Source organism: Streptomyces sp. RP5T (assembly GCF_003933965.1).
In the GTDB taxonomy this organism is placed as follows: domain Bacteria; phylum Actinomycetota; class Actinomycetes; order Streptomycetales; family Streptomycetaceae; genus Streptomyces.
Genome location: NZ_RSAJ01000135.1, coordinates 1 through 17,597 on the forward strand (window position 1 = coordinate 1; position 17,597 = coordinate 17,597).

Consider the following 17,597-nt stretch of genomic DNA (forward strand, 5'->3'; position numbering starts at 1 on the left):
CCCCAGCGGCGCACCCGCGGCCCCCTCGCCCTCCTCGCCGCCGTCGCGATCGTCGCCGCGGCCATAGGCGGCGGCACCGCCTACGGCATCCAGGAACTGACCGGCAACGACACGGTCGCCTCCAGCAGCACCAGCACCAACGTGGTGCCGTCCTCCGCCAAGGGCACGGTCGCCGGGGTCGCCAAGGCGGTCAGCCCGAGCATCGTCGAGATCAACGCCACCTCCAACGCCGGCGAGTCCACCGGATCCGGCGTGATCACCACCAGCGACGGCGAGATCATCACCAACAACCACGTCATCTCCGGCGCCTCCACCATCAAGGTGAGCACCAGCGACGGCAAGACCTACACCGCGAAGGTCGTCGGCACCGACAGCAAGAAGGACCTCGCCCTGATCAAGCTGGAGAACGCCTCCGGTCTGACCGCGGCCACCCTCGGCAACTCCGCCGGCGTCCAGGTCGGCGACCAGGTCGTGGCGATCGGCTCCCCCGAGGGCCTGACCGGCACCGTGACCAGCGGCATCGTCTCGGCCCTGAACCGCGACGTGACCGTTGCGACCGACGAGGGCCAGAGCCAGAACCAGGGCGGCGGCAACGGCCAGTGGCCGTTCGAGTTCGGCGGCCGGCAGTTCAACGGCGACACCGGCTCGTCCACGACGACCTACAAGGCGATCCAGACGGACGCGTCCCTGAACCCCGGCAACTCCGGCGGCGCGCTCATCGACATGAACGGCAACATCATCGGGATCAACTCGGCGATGTACTCGGCCACTTCGGACTCGTCCACGGCCGGCAGCGCGGGCCTCGGCTTCTCCATCCCGATCAACACCGTCAAGTCCGACCTGGCCACGCTGCGGGCCGGCGGCGCCGACAGCTGACCCCCGACCCGCACGAGGAGTACGTCATGATCGAGCAGGTTTCGCACACGGTGGCCGGTACCGACCCGGCCGGGTTCGCCCTGGCCCTTGAGGTGGCGTACGCACTGCACGCCCCGGCGCCCCGGGCGCCCGAGGTGGCGTCCGCGGCACCGGCCCGCCGCAAGGCGACCGCGGCCCGCGCCCGCCGCCGTACGGTACGCGGCTGACCTCCGCGAGAGCACGTCCTTCAGCGCCGACGGGGAACCGTGCGAGGCTGACAGGGTTCACTACCTTCAGCCCCCGTTCTCCCCACCGCACCCGAGGAATCCCCAGCCATGAGCCCCGCCGAAGGCGACCGTGACCCCCAGCGCATCCTCATCGTCGACGACGAGCCGGCGGTGCGCGAAGCACTCCAGCGCAGCCTCGCCTTCGAGGGCTACGACACCGAGGTGGCCGTGGACGGCGCGGACGCGCTCGACAAGGCGACCGCGTACCGGCCCGACCTGGTCGTCCTCGACATCCAGATGCCCCGCATGGACGGACTCACGGCCGCCCGGCGCATCCGCGGCGCGGGCGACACGACCCCCATCCTGATGCTGACGGCCCGCGACACGGTCGGCGACCGGGTCACCGGGCTCGACGCGGGCGCCGACGACTACCTGGTCAAGCCGTTCGAGCTGGACGAGTTGTTCGCCCGGGTCCGGGCGCTGCTGCGGCGCTCCTCCTACGCGGCGGCGGCCGGGGCGGGGTCCGTCGAGGACGACGAGGCGCTGACCTTCGCCGACCTGCGGATGGACCTCGCGACGCGTGAGGTCACCCGGGCGGGACGGCCGGTGGAGCTGACCCGCACGGAGTTCACCCTGCTGGAGATGTTCATGGCCCATCCGCGCCAGGTCCTCACCCGTGAGCAGATCCTGAAGGCGGTCTGGGGCTTCGACTTCGAGCCCTCCTCCAACTCGCTGGACGTCTACGTCATGTACCTGCGCCGCAAGACGGAGGCGGGCGGCGAGCCGCGGCTCGTGCACACCGTGCGGGGCGTGGGGTACGTGCTGCGGCAGGGCGGCGCGGAGTGAACAGGGTCGTACGGCGGTTCCGCTCCCTGCCGATCCGCTCCCGGCTCGCGCTGCTGGTGGCCGCGGCGGTGGCGTTCGCGGTGGCGGCGGTGTCGGTGACGTGCTGGTTCATCGTGCAGGGGAAGTTGTACGACCAGCTCGACGAGGATCTGCAGAACGCGGCGCGGCCGCAGCAGGCGCAGGCGGTCGTGGCCACCCTCACCGAGTGTCCCCAGACACCGGAGGAGACCTACGGAGACTTCCGGATCCGGGACGAGGTCTATCTGCAGCTGGTGCAGGCGGACGGCAAGGCGTGCGTCTCGTCGAACTCACTGGGCAGGGTCAGGACCACCGGTGCCGACCAGAACGTGGTCAAGGACGCACTCAGCAAGAGGGGGATCCTTCGCAACGGCACCGACGCGGACGGCAAGCCCGTACGCGTGCTGACCACACCCCTGTACGTCAACCAGGGTCCGGGCTCACAGCCTCAGCTGTACACCGAAGCCGCCCTCACCGTGGCCGTTCCGCTGAAGACCACCCAGTCCACCCTCAACGAACTCGCTCTCATCCTCCTCCTCGTCTCAGGCGTAGGAGTCCTCGGCGCAGGCGCCGCCGGGCTCTTCGTGGCGCGGGCCGGGCTGCGTCCCGTCGACAAGCTCACCGAGGCCGTCGAGCACGTGGCCCGGACGGAGGATCTCGGCATCCGCATCCCCGTCGAGGAGGACGCCGAGGACGAAGTGGCCCGGCTGTCACGGTCGTTCAACTCGATGACCTCCTCCCTCGCCAGCTCCCGCGAGCTCCAGCAGCAGCTGATCGCCGACGCGGGGCACGAGCTGCGCACCCCGCTCACCTCCCTGCGCACCAACATCGAGCTCCTCACCCGCAGCGAGGAGACCGGCCGCCCCCTCCCCGAGGCCGACCGCAAGGCCCTGCTCGCCTCGGTGAAGGCGCAGATGACCGAACTGGCCGCCCTCATAGGGGACTTGCAGGAGCTGTCCCGCTCCGAGGGCCAGCGCGGCGAACGCGTCCAGGTCGTGTCGCTGGAGGACACCGTCGAGACGGCCCTGCGCCGGGCGCGGCTGCGCGGGCCCGAGCTGACCATCACCTCCTCGCTGGAGCCCTGGTACACCCGGGCCGAACCGGCCGCACTGGAGCGCGCCGTCGTCAACATCCTCGACAACGCGGTGAAGTTCAGCCCCGAGGGCGGCACGATCGACGTCCGCCTCACCCGAGGCGTCCTCACCGTCCGGGACCACGGCCCCGGCATTCCCGCCGAGGAACTCCCGTACGTCTTCGACCGCTTCTGGCGCTCCCCCAGCGCCCGCGCCCTGCCCGGCTCCGGCCTCGGCCTGTCCATCGTGGCCCGCACGGTCCAGCAGTCCGGCGGCGAGGTCACCCTCGGCCGCGCGGAAGGCGGCGGCACCATCGCGACCGTACGACTGCCGGGGGCGCCGACTCCGCCACCGGAGACGCCCGCCGCCGCGCACTGAACGCCAAGCTGTCGATGTCCTGTCAACCCTCCCGCGTTCCCGACCCTACTCACGGGTTCTCTGCCAGCTTCCGGAGTTGTCGAACAGGTGCCCCACGCACCGGTCCTCAGCACTCAGGAGTGAAGAACCCCCCATGCGTCCGTTTCGTACATCGACTCTGAAGAAGAGCGCCCTCGCCGCCGCGTCCGCGGCCCTCGCCGTCACCGGGCTGCTGGCCGGTTCGGGGACCGCGCAGGCCGCCGGCCCCGGCGGGGCCCAGAACGTCCGGGGCGTGGACCCCGGGGACACCGACGTCATGCTGGACCGCCTGTGCGGTCAGGAGACCAGCCTGACCGGCGTCTACGGCGCGCTCAACGTCGACACCGGCGAGTTCAAGACCCGCGACGAGTACCTGCGGGACGTGGCCGGGCTGTGGGTGCCCGCCGGGCCGTGGGAGCTGTTCCGCGGCTGGTGCGGCTACGCGCAGGCCTCGACCTGGTCCGTGAAGGGCGAGCCCGTCCGCACCTCCGAGTGGACCGGCAACCACGGCACGACCGAGGACAAGGTGACCTTCGTCAGCGGGTACAGCACCAAGACCTTCGCCAAGAAGAGCGTCGGCGCCAGCATCAGCCTCTCGCTGGCCAAGAGCATCTTCTCCGGCACCCTGGGCGGCAGCGCGAGCTACGAGTGGGGCTGGGAGAAGACCTCGTCCTTCGAGCGGCGCAGCGAGAAGTCGATACCGCCGTGCACCCAGGTGGCGACCACCTGGACGCCGTACCAGCGGGTGGTCCGCGTGAATCCGGTGTTCTACGTCGAGGACTACCAGTGGAACAAGGGCGACGGCGAGGTCACCGCGCACACCTGGCGGGGCCGGGACGCGAGCTGGAAGACGGTCTACTCGTACGGCTACTACATCGACGGCGTCTCCGACAAGCTCCTGCCCGACGGCCGGCCGGACGGCCGTGAGGACAAGTGGCAGGAGAGTCTCGACCCGAAGTCCTGCGCCAAGTAGGCCACTTCGGGCGGCAACCTTCCGTGTGGGGGTGGCGACTGCTCTGCGGTCGCTACCCCCACACGGATCGGATGACCCCATGGCCCAGCATCGCCGACGCCGAACCACCGCTCTCGCCCTCGGTGTTCCGCTCGCCCTGACGGCCGCCGGAGGACTCGCCTACGGCCTCCTGCCCGGCGCCCAGCCCGAGGCCTTCGCCGCCACGACCGCCGCCCCCGACTGGGCCACCGCCACCGCGGACGGCTTCGCCTCCGTCAACGCGCTGGGTCAGAACGGCACTTACGGGGGCCGGGACGGGCGGACCGTCACCGTGAAGACGCTCTCCGACCTGGAGAAGTACGCGACCGCGAGCGAGCCTTACGTCATCGTCGTCGCCGCGACCATCACGATGGATCCGGTCGGCAAGGAGATCAAGGTCCGTTCGGACAAGACCATCGTCGGGTCCGGGACCTCCGGGCAGATCGTCGGCGGCGGCTTCTTCCTCGGGTCCGGCGTGCACAACGTCATCATCCGCAACCTGACCATCCGGGACGCCTACCAGGGCGTGTGGAACGACAAGGACCACGACTTCGACGCCGTCCAGATGGACGGCGCCCACCACGTGTGGATCGACCACAACGACCTCCGGAACATGGCCGACGGACTCATCGACGTCCGCAAGGACAGCACCTACGTGACGGTCTCCTGGAACAGACTCAGCCAGGACAACAAGGCGTTCGGCATCGGCTGGACGGAGAACGTCGTCACCGACATCACCGTCCACCACAACTGGATCCGCGAGACCGAGCAGCGCAATCCGTCGACGGACAACGCGGCCCACGCGCACCTCTACAACAACTTCCTGGAGGACGTGGCCGGGACCGACATCACCTCCTCCTACGGCAACTACTCGCGCGGCGCGACCAAGATGGTCCTGGAGAACTCCTACTTCCAGGGCTTCAAGAACCCCGTCATCAGGGACAGCACCGCGAGCATCGTCCAGAGGGGCAACACCTTCGTCGGCACGAGCGGCAGGAACGAGAGCGGGGGCACCGCCTTCGACCCGAAGACGTACTACGCCTACACGCTCGACAGGACCGCCGACGTCCCCGCCCTGCTCAGGTCCGGCGCGGGACCGCGCGGTTCCATCGGGACCACGTCCGCCACCACCACGGCGGCCGCGGCCACCACGCTCACCGTCGCCAAGGACGGCAGCGGGCAGTACTCGACCGTGCAGGCCGCGGTGAACGCCGTACCGGCGGGCAACGCCTCGCGGGTGGTCATCCAGGTCAAGCCGGGCACGTACCGCGAGCTGGTCAAGGTGCCGTCCAACAAGCCGCACGTGACCATCCAGGGCACCGGCTCCAGCCGCAACGACACGGTGATCGTCTACAACAACGCGTCCGGCACGCAGAAGCCGGACGGGTCGGGGACGTACGGCACCGGCGGCAGCGCCACCGTCGCCGTCGAGGCCGACGACTTCCAGGCCCGCAACCTGACGATCTCCAACGACTTCGACGAGGCCGCCCACCAGGACATCGCGAGCCAGGCGGTCGCCCTGCGCACCGCCGCCGACAAGGTGTTCCTCGACGGCATCATCGTCAGCGGCGACCAGGACACACTGCTGGTGGACACCGCGGCCAAGGACAAGCTCGGCCGTGTCTACATGACGAACTCCTACGTCGTCGGCAACGTCGACTTCATCTTCGGCCGGGCCACCGCGGTGATCGACAAGTCCGTCATCACGCTGAAGAAGCGCTGGAACGGCACCTCGGCCGGGTACGTCACCGCGCCCAGCACCGCCGCCAACCGCAAGGGCATCCTCATCGCCAACTCGACGGTGAACGGGGACGTCTCGTCCGCGAGCTTCTACCTGGGCCGCCCCTGGCACGCCGGCGGCGACGCGAGCCTCGACCCGCAGGCCACGGTCCGCAACACCTCGTTGAGCGCGGCGATCAAGTCCACGCCGTGGACCGACATGAGCGGCTTCTCCTGGAAGGGCGACCGGTTCGCGGAGTACCGGAACACCGGTGCGGGCTCGGGCGCGGCCTCCTCGGAGCGGCCGCAGCTGACCGACGCCCAGGCCGCGGACCAGGAGGTCGCCGACTGGCTGGCCGGCTGGACGCCGAGCACCTCCTGACCTGCTGTTTCCCCGGCTTCCCGGTGCCGTGTCAGACCCTCGATCTAGGCTGGCCCGGTAGATCGGGAAGTCGGACGGGGGAGCGGAACAATGGTGCGTATCGAGCGGCATCGGGTCGGCGAGGCGGCCGTCTCGGCGGTGCGGAAGGACTTCGCGAACAGGATCGGTTCGCAGGTCCACTCCCTGTCCAAGGCCGGCCCGGTGACGGCGTGGGAGTGGTGGCTGATCGCCCAGGAGTTCGTCGAGTACCTCGGCGCGCTCTCGGTGGAGACCCCCGACCTCCACTCCCCCGAGGCGAAGGCGGTCCTGGAGGACGCCGCCGAGGCGGCCGCGGGCGCGGTGGCGTACGCGGCGTACTTCCCGCGCGACCACTTCGAGGTCTTCCTCAGCTACCCGAACTGGGGCCTGGTCTACGACCGCGAGCCCGGCGGCACCCCGGAGCCGCTCACCGCCGCCAAGTGGCTGGACGCCTTCTGCCTGGCGATCCTCGTCGAGAAGACGCAATGGCACGGCGAGGCCTTCCACTTCGCCCGCGAGGCGCCCCAGCAGGGCCGCGCCGGCCACCCCGACGCCGAACTGATCAACGGCTTCATGGCGTACGTCATCGGCGACACCGGTGACGACGACGCCACCTACCCGCCCTCCCGCGAGCGGAAGCTGGCCGCACTCGACGCGGCGCTCGACCGGGTCCGGGCGCTGGAGGCGGAGAGCGGCCGACAGCTCGCCGACCAGCCGTACGGCATCGGGCTGCGGGCGCTGCGCGCGCTGGCCGCGGGCGACCGGGAGGCCTTCGGCGAGGCGGTCGCGGGGCTGCTGCGGCCGCTGACCGGCACCCGCGGACCCGGGGCCCGGCCGGGCAGTCTCCTCCCCCTCCTGCCGATCGCCCTGACGGCACTGGCACACCGCGAGGAGGGCTGGCCGCCGGCCGTCGACAGCGACTACCTGCCGGACGCGCTGGTCACGGGGTTCCGGGCCACCCCGCCGCGGGTGGGGCCCTACGGCCGGGAGCGCCGCCCGGACGCGGTGGCCGAACTCGCCGCGGGGGTGGTGGAGTTCGGGCGGGCCCTGGAGCCGCTCCCCCTGGACCCGGACAGCGAGGAGCAGTTCGAGCGGTACACCCGGGACGCCGTCACGCCGGTGCCCGGCAAGTCGCTCACCACCTTCGAACTGGCCTACGCCGTCACGTATCAGGAGCTGCTGTTCCGGACCCGCGCCGCGCACACGGAGGACGCGAGCGACGCCCAGTTGGAGAACCTGCGGCTGGCCGCGGAGCTCGGGGCCGCGCTGTTCCGTACGACGCTGGCGGAGCCGGGCACCGACGTGCCGGTGACGATCGACGGCCGGACCGTGACGTACCCCGCCTGCCACGACGAGGACGCCGGGCCGGGGGCCTGGCACCGGGCGGTGCACCTCGCGCTGATCACGGGCAGGCGGGAGCACCTGGCGCCGCTGGTCCTGGCGGGCCCGGAGCGCGTCGGCCCGGACCGTTCCGTGTCGGCCCCCTACCGCCGGGCCCTGCACGCCTATCTGCGCGGCGATGATCCCGAGCCCGCCACGGACGAGGCCCTGCGGGACACCGGAAAGGCCCGTGACCAGGGGTTCCTGACACCGCCCGCGGTGCTCTTCTCCCAGCTCGTGGAGGGGGACGAGGAGAGCTTCAACCTGGCCCTGCTGGACGCCCTGACGGCCCACCGCGACCACTACGCCGTCGCCGACCGCCCCTCCGACCCCGACGCCGCCCTCAGCCTCGACATCCTGGCCCTCACCTGCCACGCGCGCCGACGGGGCTGGGAGATCAGGGTGCGATCACCGTATCTGCCGCCCCGCATCCTGGAGGCGGCGAGGCCGTTCTGACCGGGGCCCTCGGACCGGCCGGAGCGTGGTGCACGGACGGCGCGTCAGCGCCGGGGGTCAGCGCTTGAGGATCATCGTGTCGTCCGGCAGCCTGCGCAGGGTCACCGTGTCCTCCGGGAGCGGGCCGAGGAGGCGGGCGTAGGCGCCCCGGTGGGCCGCCAGTTCGGCGTGGGTGCCCGCCTCCACCAGGCGTCCGTCGTCCACCACCAGGATCCGGTCCGCGTCCGGGGCCAGGCTCAGATCGTGGGTGATCATGAGGGTCGTGCGGCCGGACATCAGCCGGCGCAGGGGCTGGACCACCTGACGGGCTGCCACCGAGTCGAGACCGGCCGTGGGTTCGTCGAGGACGAGGACGGGCGCGGCCCGGAGCATCGCGCGAGCGATGGTGATCCGCTTGAGCTGGCCGCCGGACAGGGCCGCCGTGCCGGGAGCGATCTCGGTGTCGTACCCCTCGGGGAGGGCCGCGATGAAGTCGTGGGCGGCGGCCGCCCGGGCCGCCCGCTCGATCTCCGCGTGGCTCGCGCCCGGCCGGCCCGTCCCGATGTTCTCGCGGATCGTGCCGCCCAGGATCAGCGTCTCCTGCGGGAGCAGGGCGATCTGCTCCCGCAGGAACTCCAGGCCAAGGTGCGGCAGCGGAACCCCGTCCAGGGTGATCACGCCCGCGGAGGGGTCGTAGAAGCGGGTGAGGAGCCTGGACAGGGTGGACTTGCCGGCGCCGCTCGGGCCCGTGATGATCACCAGCTCGCCGGGGGCGGCCGTGAAGGACATGTCGGTGAGGGAGTCGCGGTGTGCGGCCGGGTAGCGGAAGTGCACGCCGTGGAAGCCGACCCAGCCGCGGACCGGCCAGGCAGGGACGGGTTCGGCCGGGTCGCCGACCGAGGGTCTCGCGTCCAGGATCTCGTTCAGGCGCTGGGCGCCCGCGGTGGCCGCCGTGAGGGTCAGACCCAGCTGGCCGAGGCTGCGGACCGGCGGGTACAGGTAGCCGATGAAGGCGGCGAAGGCGAGCAGTTGGCCCAGTGTCATCCGGTCGGCCGAGATCTCCCACACGCCCAGACCGATCACGGCGAGCACGCAGAGCGTCTCGACGACCTCGACGAACTGCTCGTACATCTCGCTGAGCCGTGCCCCGCGCACGGACGCCCGCATCCAGGCGCGGGCCTCGCGGTCCAGGCGCCGCTCCTCGTCGCGGCGGCGGTTGTACGCCTGGGTCAGCACGACGTTGCCGAGGGACTCCGCCACGACGGAGGTGATCGCGCCGTCCGCGACCCGCTCGTCCCGTGCGGCCTCCCTGATCCGGCCGGAGAAGCGGCGGGCGGCGAACAGGAACAGGGGCGCGAGGACGAAGGTGGCGAGGGCAAGGTCCCAGCGCAGGTAGAGGGCGGCGGCCGAGTAGAAGAGCGCCGAGAACGCGGCGGCGGCCGTGCCGACGACGCCGGACACGACCATCTGCTCGATGGCCTCGACGTCACCGGTGAGGCGTTCGACCAGGTCGCCGTGGCGGTGCTGCTGGAAGAAGTGCGGGGGCAGGCCCTGGAGGTGCCGGAAGACCTTCGCGCGCAGCCGCAGGACGAATCTCTCCGCGGTCCAGGTCGCGAGCGAGTTGCCCAGGTAGCCGACGAGTGCGCCGAGCGCGGCCACGGCGAGCCAGGCGGCGGCCGGGCCCCAGAAGGCAGAGAGCGAACCGGCCTTCAGGGCGGTGTCGGTGAGCTCCGCGAACAGCAGGATCGCGGCGGTCTCGGCGAGCGCGGACACCACCACGCACGCGACGATCGCCGCCAGCCATTTGCGGTCGCCGAGGGTCAGCGGCCAGAAACGGCGGAAGGCCGCGCGGACTTCCGTCATGAGGGCTCCCTTTCAGATACGGCGGTCCCGGGCGACGCGGACGGCCGAGGCGGGGCCCCCGGGGGCGAGACGGACTCGCCGACCGGTTGCCCCGCCTCGTGGCGTGCCGTGTCAGCCCTTGGGGGCGACCGGGCGGCGCTTCGGCGCGGACTTCTTGTGCGCCTTCTTCTTCGGGGCCGGCGCGGGCTTGGCGGCCTTCTTCACGGGGACGATCTTGTGGAAGCTCATATCTGTGCCCTTCTTTCCTGTGGATTCCTTTGATGCGTCAGCGAATTCCATTGCGTTCATGTCGTTCGCTTCCGACATGGAAAACACTACGGCACTCCTGCGAGCGAAAAAGCCTTTTCGCCTTAGACCTCAATAAGACTGGATATGCATAGCCTGAGAATCGAAGGGCTCACACAGAATTTAGGAACGGAACACGAAAAGGCCCCGCCGACGCCTCCGCCCGTGGGGCGGTGACTGGTCGGCGGGGCCGTGCGACTCGGCGTTGCGGTCTACTGCACGACCGTGATCCGGTTGGCGGCCGGCGGCGCGATCGGGCTGCCCGCCGAGGAGTTGGCCGTCAGGTATGCCACGAGCGCGGCGAGGTCGTCACCGCCGACGAGGTCGTTGGTGCCCTGGCCCAGGGTGGTGAAGCCGTCGCCGCCACCCGCGAGGAAGCTGTTGGTGGCGACGCGGTAGGTGGCCGCAGGGTCGACGGCCGTGCCGTTCAGCCGCACGGAGTCGACGACGATCCGGTCCGCGCCGGTCTTCGTCAGGTCGAGCGTGTAGGTGAGGTTCGCCGACGGCAGCAGGATCTTCGGCGAGGCCGCGTTCGAGCCGCTCACCTGCTCCTGGAGCACCTTGATGAGCTGGGCGCCGGTGAAGTCCTGGAGGTTCACCGTGTTGGAGAACGGCTGCACGGTGAAGCCCTCGGCGTACGTCACCACCCCGTCCCCCTCGGTGCCCTTGGCCGCGTAGGTCAGGCCGGCCCGGACACCGCCCGGGTTCATCAGCGCGAGGTCGGTCTCGGGGTCCAGCCCCTTGCCGTACGCGAGTTGGGCGTCGGCGATCAGGTCGCCCATCGGGGACTCGGTGCCGGTGCTCGGGACGTCGGCGGAGATGTAGCCGATCGGGCGGTTGCCGATGGGCGCCGCGAGGGTGTTCCACTTGCCGATCAGCTGGGTCATGTCGGGCGCCTTGGCGACGGTCCGGGTGACCACGTGGTTGGCCGACTTCACGGCGGTGCGGGCGATGTCGCCGGTGAAGCGGTCGTACGTCAGCGTCGTGTCCGTGTAGAGGCGGCCGAAGGAGGCGGCCGAGGTGACCATGCGGGGCTTGCCCGACGGGTCGGGGATCGTGCACACGTACGCGGCATGGGTGTGGCCGGTGACCAGCGCGTCCACGGACGGGGAGATGTTCTTGGCGATGTCGACGATCGGGCCGGAGATGCCGTCGCCGGCGCCCGGAGAGTCGCAGTTGTAGTTGTAGGAGCCCGAGGCGGGCTGACCGCCCTCGTGGATGAGGGCCACGATCGACTTCACGCCCTGCTTCTGGAGCACGCGGGCGTACTTGTTGATCGTCTCGACCTCGTCCTTGAACTTCAGGCCCTTGACGCCCTCGGCGGAGACGACACCGGGCGTGTCCTCCAGCGTGACGCCGATGAAGCCGACCTTGACGTCCTTCTTCTTCCACACCCAGTAGGGCTTGAGGATCGGCCTGCCGGTCTTCTCGCCCAGGACGTTCGCGGCGAGGTAGGGGAAGTCGGCGCCCTCGAACTCCTCGTCGGTGTAGCAGCCGGCGGTGGGGTGGCAGCCGCCGTTCTGCAGCCGGCCCAGTTCCTTCGCGCCCTCGTCGAACTCGTGGTTGCCGACGCTCGTCACATCGAGGTCGAGCTTGTTCAGCGCCTCGATGGTGGGCTCGTCATGGAAGAGGCCCGAGATGAGGGGCGAGGCGCCGACCATGTCGCCGCCCGCCGCGGTGACGGAGTAGGCGTGGCCCTTGCGGGCCTCGCGCAGATGGGTGGCGAGGTACTCGACACCGCCCGCGTCGATCGTCTTCGTCGTCCCGTCCGCCTGGAGCTCGGTGACCCGGCCGGAGGAACCGGACGGCGGCTCCAGGTTGCCGTGCAGGTCGTTGAAGGACAGCAACTGCACGTCCTGGTAGCGGCTCGGCAGCGGCTTCCCGTGCTTGCTGTCGTGCGCGCCCGCGGGCAGCGCGGCGGCGAGGGCCCCGACGGTCGCGAGACCGGCGGCCGCGGCCACCAGTCGGTACGTACGTCTGCGACGCTGTTGCTGCTGGGACTTGGCTGGCATACGCCCCCCTGAATCCGGATGTGAGAGTGGCCCCCGTCCGGCGCAGCCTAGGGTCAACGCGCGTAGCGCAACAGAGGTTTCGCGGTTACATCCTGGTTGCTTCTTTGCCGCCGCTTTGCCCTGACCTGCCCTTACCCTCGTAGCCATGACCAGCGACGACATCGCACGCCCCGGCATCTCCCGCTCCATCGAGACCCTTTCGGCACTCTCGCCGGACCAGACCGAGGCCGTCCTCGGGCTCCTCGCCGAGGCCGCCGAGGCCGACGGCCAACAAGCGGTGTCCGAACAGGGCAGGTTGCAGCTCAGGGGCGGCGCCCGCGAGGGCGTGTCCCATCTGCTGCTGCACAGCGGCGACGAACTGGCCGGATACGCCCAGCTGGAGGACACCGACCCGGTGGAGGCGCCGGCCGCGGAGCTGGTCGTGCACCCCTCCCACCGCGGCCACGGCCACGGCCGCGCCCTGGGCTCGGCGCTCCTCGCGGCCTCCGGCAAACGGCTGCGGGTGTGGGCCCACGGCGGCCACAGCGCCGCCCGCCACCTCGCCCAGGTCCTCGGCCTCACCCTCTTCCGTGAGCTACGGCAGATGCGGCGCCCGCTGGCCGGCCTGGAGCTGCCCGACCCGGTGCTCCCGGCGGGCGTGACGGTCCGTGCCTTCGTCCCCGGCGAGGACGACGCCGCCTGGCTGGCGGTGAACGCGGCCGCGTTCGCCCACCATCCCGAGCAGGGCTCGCTGACCCAGCGCGACCTCGACGACCGCAAGGCGGAGGCCTGGTTCGACCCCCAGGGCTTCTTCCTCGCCTTCCGGGAGGGCGAGTTGGTCGGCTTCCACTGGACCAAGGTGCACGCGGCGGAGCAGCTCGGCGAGGTCTACGTCCTCGGCGTCCGCCCCGGCACCCAGGGCGGCGGCCTCGGCAAGGCCCTCACCACGATCGGCCTGCGCCACCTCGCCGCCCAGGGCCTGCCGACCGCGATGCTCTACGTCGACGCCGACAACAAGGCGGCGGTCTCGGTGTACGAACGGCTCGGTTTCACGACGTACGAGACGGATCTGATGTACCGCACGGAGACGTGAGGTCCGGCGGCACCGAGCGCACTCGACGAGTCATGCTCCCGGCGCCCCGCCCGCCCCGGCCGGCTCCCTCAGAGTCCGGGCGCCCGGCGGGCTCCGAGGGCGTGCACCGGTTCCGGCGCGCAGGCCGCTCCGAGCAGGAGCGCACCCGCCAGCACCACGGCCCACCGCAGGTGCGCCGCCTCCCAGTCCGGGGCGCCCAGCGGGACGAACAGGTCCCAGCGGGCAGGGAGCAGAAGAGGGGCGAGGAGGGCCAGGGTCAGGACGCCGGCCGCAACCGAAGGGCCGGGTTCGGGTTCGTCGGTGCAGCGGACCGCCAGCGCCGCGGCGGCCAGCGCGAGGGCGGCCGTCGTGGCCGCCTCCAGGGTGACCGCTCCGAGAGGCGGCCGGGCCTCCTCCGGCACCAGGGCCAGCGCGGCCGCCCACCACAGCGCGGCGACCGGGACGACCAGCGCGACCCGCAGCCCCGTGCGCACCCAACGCCGGGTGGGCACGGGGGCGGTGAGCCGGCGGGCCGGATCGTCGAGGAGGAAGGCCAGGCCCAGGGCGAAGACGAGGGCGGCGGCCCGGAGAACGTTCAGGCCGAGCCAGGCGTCCGGCGGGCCGGACAGCAGCCGCGGCAGACCGGCGACCAGCAGGCCCACGACCGCCCCGGCGCCGACGGCCCGCCACGGCACGGTCCGCGCCACGGCCACCACGAGCACCCCTCGGGCGCCCCCGTCACTCCTGCGCACAGTCCCGCTCCCCCTTCGGCACCTCGGTCCCCAGCACCCGCGCCACCTGGGCCGTCGAGACCCCGGGCCTGGTCAGCTCGGCCCAGTGCCGCTGCACGGCGGCGGTCGCCTCACCCTGCGGCCGGCGCAGCAACTCCCGTACGACGTAGGTCTGTCCGGCCGTCATGTAGAACCCGCTGGTGGGGGCGAGGACGCTCGCGGACCCGGTGACGCTGTCGTCGAGCCGGACGTTCGCGAGGTCGGTCATCGGGTGGGAAGCCCCGCCGAGAGCCAGCCACATCGTGGTGACCACCCGCCCGTCGCAGAGTTCGCCGCCCTTCGACTCGTCACCGGTGACCAGCACATAGGCGACGGCGACCGCGAACTCGGGGACCCGGTTGCCGCCCCACCGCGTGCCCACGGTGACCTGGTGCGGGGTGGTGAGCGGTTCGAGCGCCGAGTCCCCGTCCAGTCCGTAACGGGCCTCGACCCGCTGCCGTACGAGAAGGGGCTGCCGGGCGGCCGTGCCGCCGGCCAGCGACTGGACGCGGTCCACGACGCCCGCCCAGTCGCCGGCCCGGCCGGTCCACTCGGGGAAGGCGCAGTACGTCGAGCCGCCGTGCCGCACACACGACTGGTCCCGCTGCGGGGAGACCGAGGCCTGTTCGCGGGCGGCGGTCAACTCCGGTGACACACCAGCCGACTGGCCCACCGCCCCGGCCAGCGTCAGCGCGAGCGCTCCCGCCGCGCCGGCCTTCAGGGACAGCGTCCGGCCGCCGCTCACCAGGACCGCGCCGAGAGTCAGCAGCAGGATCAGTCCCGTCAGATACAGCGCGTGCCAGGCCGCCGGGCGGCCGACGAGGTCCGACGGGAGGACGGTGTTCATGCTGGTCTCGCCCACGACCGGCGGCAGCCACCGCGCCCACTCGCCGCCGTCGGTGCCCGCGGAGAGGAACACGCCGAAGACGAAGAGTCCGATCACGCCGACCGGCGCCGCGAACGTGGTCGGGACCAGCCTGGCGAGCAGCACGCCGAGCGCGCCGCACAGCAGCACGTACAGGGGACCGACGGCCAGTTCGGCCGGTGAGCCGTGGCCCACCGCGCCCGCCCTGAGTGCCGCCCGGGTGAACTCGGCGAGCACGACCAGCGCGGTGACGACGGCGAAGGGCACCACCGACAGCACATGCGCGACCGTCCGTCGCCACGGCTCCATGAGCAGCACGTCGAACTGCCGGTCGGTACCGCGCCTTCGGGAGCGCAGCGTGCACCGGTTGACGCACACGAACAGGGCGATCCCCAGCAGCAGGGGCCCGTCCTGGGTGTCGCGGTCGGCGTTCTGGAGCGCCGGGAAGGCATCCATGCCGTCCTGCTGGTGGAACAGCCGCCAGGCGGTGTAACCGACGTACAGCACGAGGGTCACCAGCACCGGGATGTACCGCAGCAGGTCGCGGGCCTCGAAGCGGGCGAGCGCGAGCACGGCGGCCCAGGCCCGTCGCGGATCGTCCGCGGGTACGGCGGCGGACTCGGCCACCGTCTTCGTCGCCAGGCTCATGCGGCCACCTCCGTGGCCCGGTCGTCCAGGGTGAGCAGGTAGCCGTCCTCCAGGGTGGGTTCGAGGAGGTCGGCACCGGCGGGCGGGTCGCCGACGTTGCGGAAGGAGCCGGTGCCGGTGCGCCAGCCCGCCTTGGCACCCGGAGCGCGTTCCGTGCTGCTCCACACCCGGCCGGCCGCGCGTGCGGCCAGTTCGGCGGGGGTGCCCTCGAAGAGGATGCGGCCGTCGGCCATGACCAGGACACGGTGGCAGAGCATCGCCACGTCCTCGGTCTGGTGGGTGGACAGGAGCACCGTCCGCCCCTCCCCCGCCTGCGCGATCAACTCCCTGAACCGCATGCGCTGTTCGGGGTCGAGACCGACGGTCGGCTCGTCGAGGACGAGGAAGCCGGGGTCGCCGACGAGGGCGGCGGCCAGCGCGACCCGCTGCCGCATCCCGCCGGACAGCTTCTTGATGCGCCGTGCGCGTACGTCCCCGAGGTCGACCTCCTCCAGCACGCGCCGCACCTCGCGGTGGCGTGCGGTGCGGTCGGTGAGCTCCTTGAGGATCGCCACGTAGTCGACGAACTCGAAGGCGCTGAAGTCCGGGTGGAACCCCGGGCTCTGCGGCAGGTAGCCGAGCGAGCGCCGGACCTGCTGCCGGCCACGCGAACCGGCCGGGTCGTGACCGAGGACGGTGAAGGCGCCCCGGTCCGGGGGCACGGCGGTGGCGAGCACCCTGAGCAGGGTGGTCTTCCCGGCCCCGTTGGGCCCGAGCAGCCCGGTCACCCCCGGCGTCAGCCGCAGCGACACGTCGTCGAGGGCACGGGTGCCGCCGTAGCGGAGATGGAGCCCGGAGGCGGAGACGGTGGGGGTCATGCGGCACTCCCGTTGAAGAGGTCGAAGCGGTCGCGGAGGAGGAAGAGCAGCCCGGCACCGAGCGCGGTGACCGCTCCGGCCACGCCCTGCCCGGCCGCCGTGAACGGGGCGAGCGCGTCGGTGTTCGCCTGCTGGACGGCCTGCGCGGCCAGCAGTACGGCGATCCAGGCACCGCCGACCAGGGAGGGCGCGAGGACCGGGCCGAGCCTCGGGGTGAGGGCGAGACCGGTCGCGGTGAGGGCGAGCGCGGGCAGCAGCCAGGCCAGGGCGCGCAGGCCGTAGCCGGGCAGGGCGAGGGTGGCGAGCCCGTTGAGGCCGAGGCCCGCGACCAGGACGGCGAGCGTGCGGATCATCAGCAGGCGGAAGCCGTGGGTGGGCGCGACGACGGTCATCTCGTAGGTCGGGTCGAGCGCCGGACCGTAGGACAGCGCCACGCCGACCAGCGGCAGCAGCGGGGCGAGGGCGAGGAACAGGGTCGGCGACTCCGTCGTGTGCACCGCGCCGACGGTCACCAGCAGCAGGAACACCACGGCCGCCAGCCAGGAGCGCCTGAGCACCGGCGTGGCCGCGAGCAGCCGCGCGGTGTGGTCGGCGACCCCGACCCGCGTCAGCAGCGATTCCAGCCACCCCGGCCGGGGTACGTCCAATTCGGCGTCCAGCCGCTCCCACCCGGCGCCCAGCACCACCGGGTCGGTGACCCCGGCGAGCAGCGCCCGGCACTCGGCACAGGCGGCCAGGTGGGTGTCGGCGGACCAGAGCAGGGGGGCGGCCAACTCGCCCCGGGCATAAGCCCGCAGATCTTCTTCAGCCACATGCCAGGTCATGCCGCCACCTCCTCCACTCGCACGCACACCGACCCCTGCGGCCGAATCGACGACCACTCCCACGCCGAGCCCCGCCGTCGTC

General features: G+C 71.9%; 14 protein-coding genes. 8 read left to right on the forward strand and 6 right to left on the reverse strand.

From position 1 onward, the window contains the following. From EHS43_RS16685 to EHS43_RS16715, 7 genes are all read left to right on the forward strand, one after another. The coding region (locus EHS43_RS16685; protein WP_125191559.1) for a S1C family serine protease at positions 1-876 on the forward strand (876 nt) is incomplete at its 5' end. Between the two features lie 26 nt (positions 877-902). Next, positions 903-1,082 carry a hypothetical protein gene (locus tag EHS43_RS16690; RefSeq protein WP_125191560.1) on the forward strand — a complete coding sequence of 60 codons (180 nt, stop codon included), beginning with the start codon at positions 903-905 and terminating at the stop codon, positions 1,080-1,082. Between the two features lie 108 nt (positions 1,083-1,190). After that, on the forward strand, positions 1,191-1,928 hold the full coding sequence (locus EHS43_RS16695) for a response regulator transcription factor (RefSeq protein ID WP_125191561.1): 738 nt from the start codon (positions 1,191-1,193) through the stop codon (positions 1,926-1,928). Continuing rightward, positions 1,925-3,397, forward strand: coding sequence for a HAMP domain-containing sensor histidine kinase (locus EHS43_RS16700; RefSeq protein WP_125191562.1), 1,473 nt, complete (start codon positions 1,925-1,927; stop codon positions 3,395-3,397). The genes EHS43_RS16695 and EHS43_RS16700 overlap by 4 nt, the downstream gene beginning before the upstream one ends. A gap of 133 nt (positions 3,398-3,530) precedes the next feature. Further along, entirely contained in the window at positions 3,531-4,388 is an 858-nt protein-coding gene (locus tag EHS43_RS16705; RefSeq protein ID WP_125191563.1) for a hypothetical protein, read from the forward strand. A 79-nt stretch (positions 4,389-4,467) separates the two neighbouring features. Next, positions 4,468-6,507 carry a pectinesterase family protein gene (locus EHS43_RS16710; protein WP_125191564.1) on the forward strand — a complete coding sequence of 680 codons (2,040 nt, stop codon included), beginning with the start codon at positions 4,468-4,470 and terminating at the stop codon, positions 6,505-6,507. A 90-nt stretch (positions 6,508-6,597) separates the two neighbouring features. After that, positions 6,598-8,361 carry an immunity 49 family protein gene (locus EHS43_RS16715; protein WP_125191565.1) on the forward strand — a complete coding sequence of 588 codons (1,764 nt, stop codon included), beginning with the start codon at positions 6,598-6,600 and terminating at the stop codon, positions 8,359-8,361. Between the two features lie 57 nt (positions 8,362-8,418). On the opposite strand, the gene EHS43_RS16720 is transcribed toward EHS43_RS16715, so the two are convergent. Further along, positions 8,419-10,203 (reverse strand): ABC transporter ATP-binding protein, encoded by a 1,785-nt coding sequence (locus EHS43_RS16720; protein ID WP_125191566.1) that lies wholly within the window; start codon positions 10,201-10,203, stop codon positions 8,419-8,421. Positions 10,204-10,700: 497 nt separating this feature from the next. Then, a complete protein-coding gene (locus EHS43_RS16725) occupies positions 10,701-12,500 on the reverse strand; it encodes a bifunctional UDP-sugar hydrolase/5'-nucleotidase (protein WP_125191567.1) in 1,800 nt (599 codons plus the stop codon). Between the two features lie 145 nt (positions 12,501-12,645). Here EHS43_RS16725 and mshD point away from each other — a divergent pair, with 145 nt between their 5' ends. Further along, a complete protein-coding gene (gene mshD / locus EHS43_RS16730; protein WP_125191568.1) occupies positions 12,646-13,572 on the forward strand; it encodes a mycothiol synthase in 927 nt (308 codons plus the stop codon). A 68-nt stretch (positions 13,573-13,640) separates the two neighbouring features. Here mshD and EHS43_RS16735 read toward each other — a convergent pair whose 3' ends face one another. Genes EHS43_RS16735 through EHS43_RS16750 form a run of 4 tightly spaced genes read right to left on the reverse strand, consistent with a single transcriptional unit; the run spans position 13,641 to position 17,515 of the window. Then, positions 13,641-14,303 carry an ABC transporter gene (locus EHS43_RS16735; protein ID WP_125191569.1) on the reverse strand — a complete coding sequence of 221 codons (663 nt, stop codon included), beginning with the start codon at positions 14,301-14,303 and terminating at the stop codon, positions 13,641-13,643. Then, a complete protein-coding gene (locus EHS43_RS16740) occupies positions 14,290-15,834 on the reverse strand; it encodes an ABC transporter permease (protein ID WP_125191570.1) in 1,545 nt (514 codons plus the stop codon). Before EHS43_RS16740 ends, EHS43_RS16735 begins: the two co-directional genes overlap by 14 nt. Then, entirely contained in the window at positions 15,831-16,691 is an 861-nt protein-coding gene (locus EHS43_RS16745; protein WP_125191571.1) for an ABC transporter ATP-binding protein, read from the reverse strand. Before EHS43_RS16745 ends, EHS43_RS16740 begins: the two co-directional genes overlap by 4 nt. Further along, the gene (locus EHS43_RS16750; RefSeq protein WP_125191572.1) at positions 16,688-17,515 is read right to left on the reverse strand and encodes a zf-HC2 domain-containing protein; all 828 of its coding nucleotides are present in this window, start codon (positions 17,513-17,515) and stop codon (positions 16,688-16,690) included. Before EHS43_RS16750 ends, EHS43_RS16745 begins: the two co-directional genes overlap by 4 nt. Positions 17,516-17,597: the final 82 nt, after the last annotated feature.

Bases quoted from the DNA above. Each gene is read 5' to 3' on its own strand.
- EHS43_RS16690 (WP_125191560.1), top strand. From the start codon at position 903: ATGATCGAGCAGGTTTCGCACACGGTGGCCGGTACCGACCCGGCCGGG.
- EHS43_RS16695 (WP_125191561.1), top strand. From the start codon at position 1,191: ATGAGCCCCGCCGAAGGCGACCGTGACCCCCAGCGCATCCTCATCGTC.
- EHS43_RS16705 (WP_125191563.1), top strand. From the start codon at position 3,531: ATGCGTCCGTTTCGTACATCGACTCTGAAGAAGAGCGCCCTCGCCGCC.
- EHS43_RS16710 (WP_125191564.1), top strand. From the start codon at position 4,468: ATGGCCCAGCATCGCCGACGCCGAACCACCGCTCTCGCCCTCGGTGTT.
- EHS43_RS16715 (WP_125191565.1), top strand. From the start codon at position 6,598: ATGGTGCGTATCGAGCGGCATCGGGTCGGCGAGGCGGCCGTCTCGGCG.
- EHS43_RS16720 (WP_125191566.1), bottom strand. From the start codon at position 10,203: ATGACGGAAGTCCGCGCGGCCTTCCGCCGTTTCTGGCCGCTGACCCTC.
- EHS43_RS16725 (WP_125191567.1), bottom strand. From the start codon at position 12,500: ATGCCAGCCAAGTCCCAGCAGCAACAGCGTCGCAGACGTACGTACCGA.
- mshD (WP_125191568.1), top strand. From the start codon at position 12,646: ATGACCAGCGACGACATCGCACGCCCCGGCATCTCCCGCTCCATCGAG.
- EHS43_RS16740 (WP_125191570.1), bottom strand. From the start codon at position 15,834: ATGAGCCTGGCGACGAAGACGGTGGCCGAGTCCGCCGCCGTACCCGCG.
- EHS43_RS16745 (WP_125191571.1), bottom strand. From the start codon at position 16,691: ATGACCCCCACCGTCTCCGCCTCCGGGCTCCATCTCCGCTACGGCGGC.
- EHS43_RS16750 (WP_125191572.1), bottom strand. From the start codon at position 17,515: ATGACCTGGCATGTGGCTGAAGAAGATCTGCGGGCTTATGCCCGGGGC.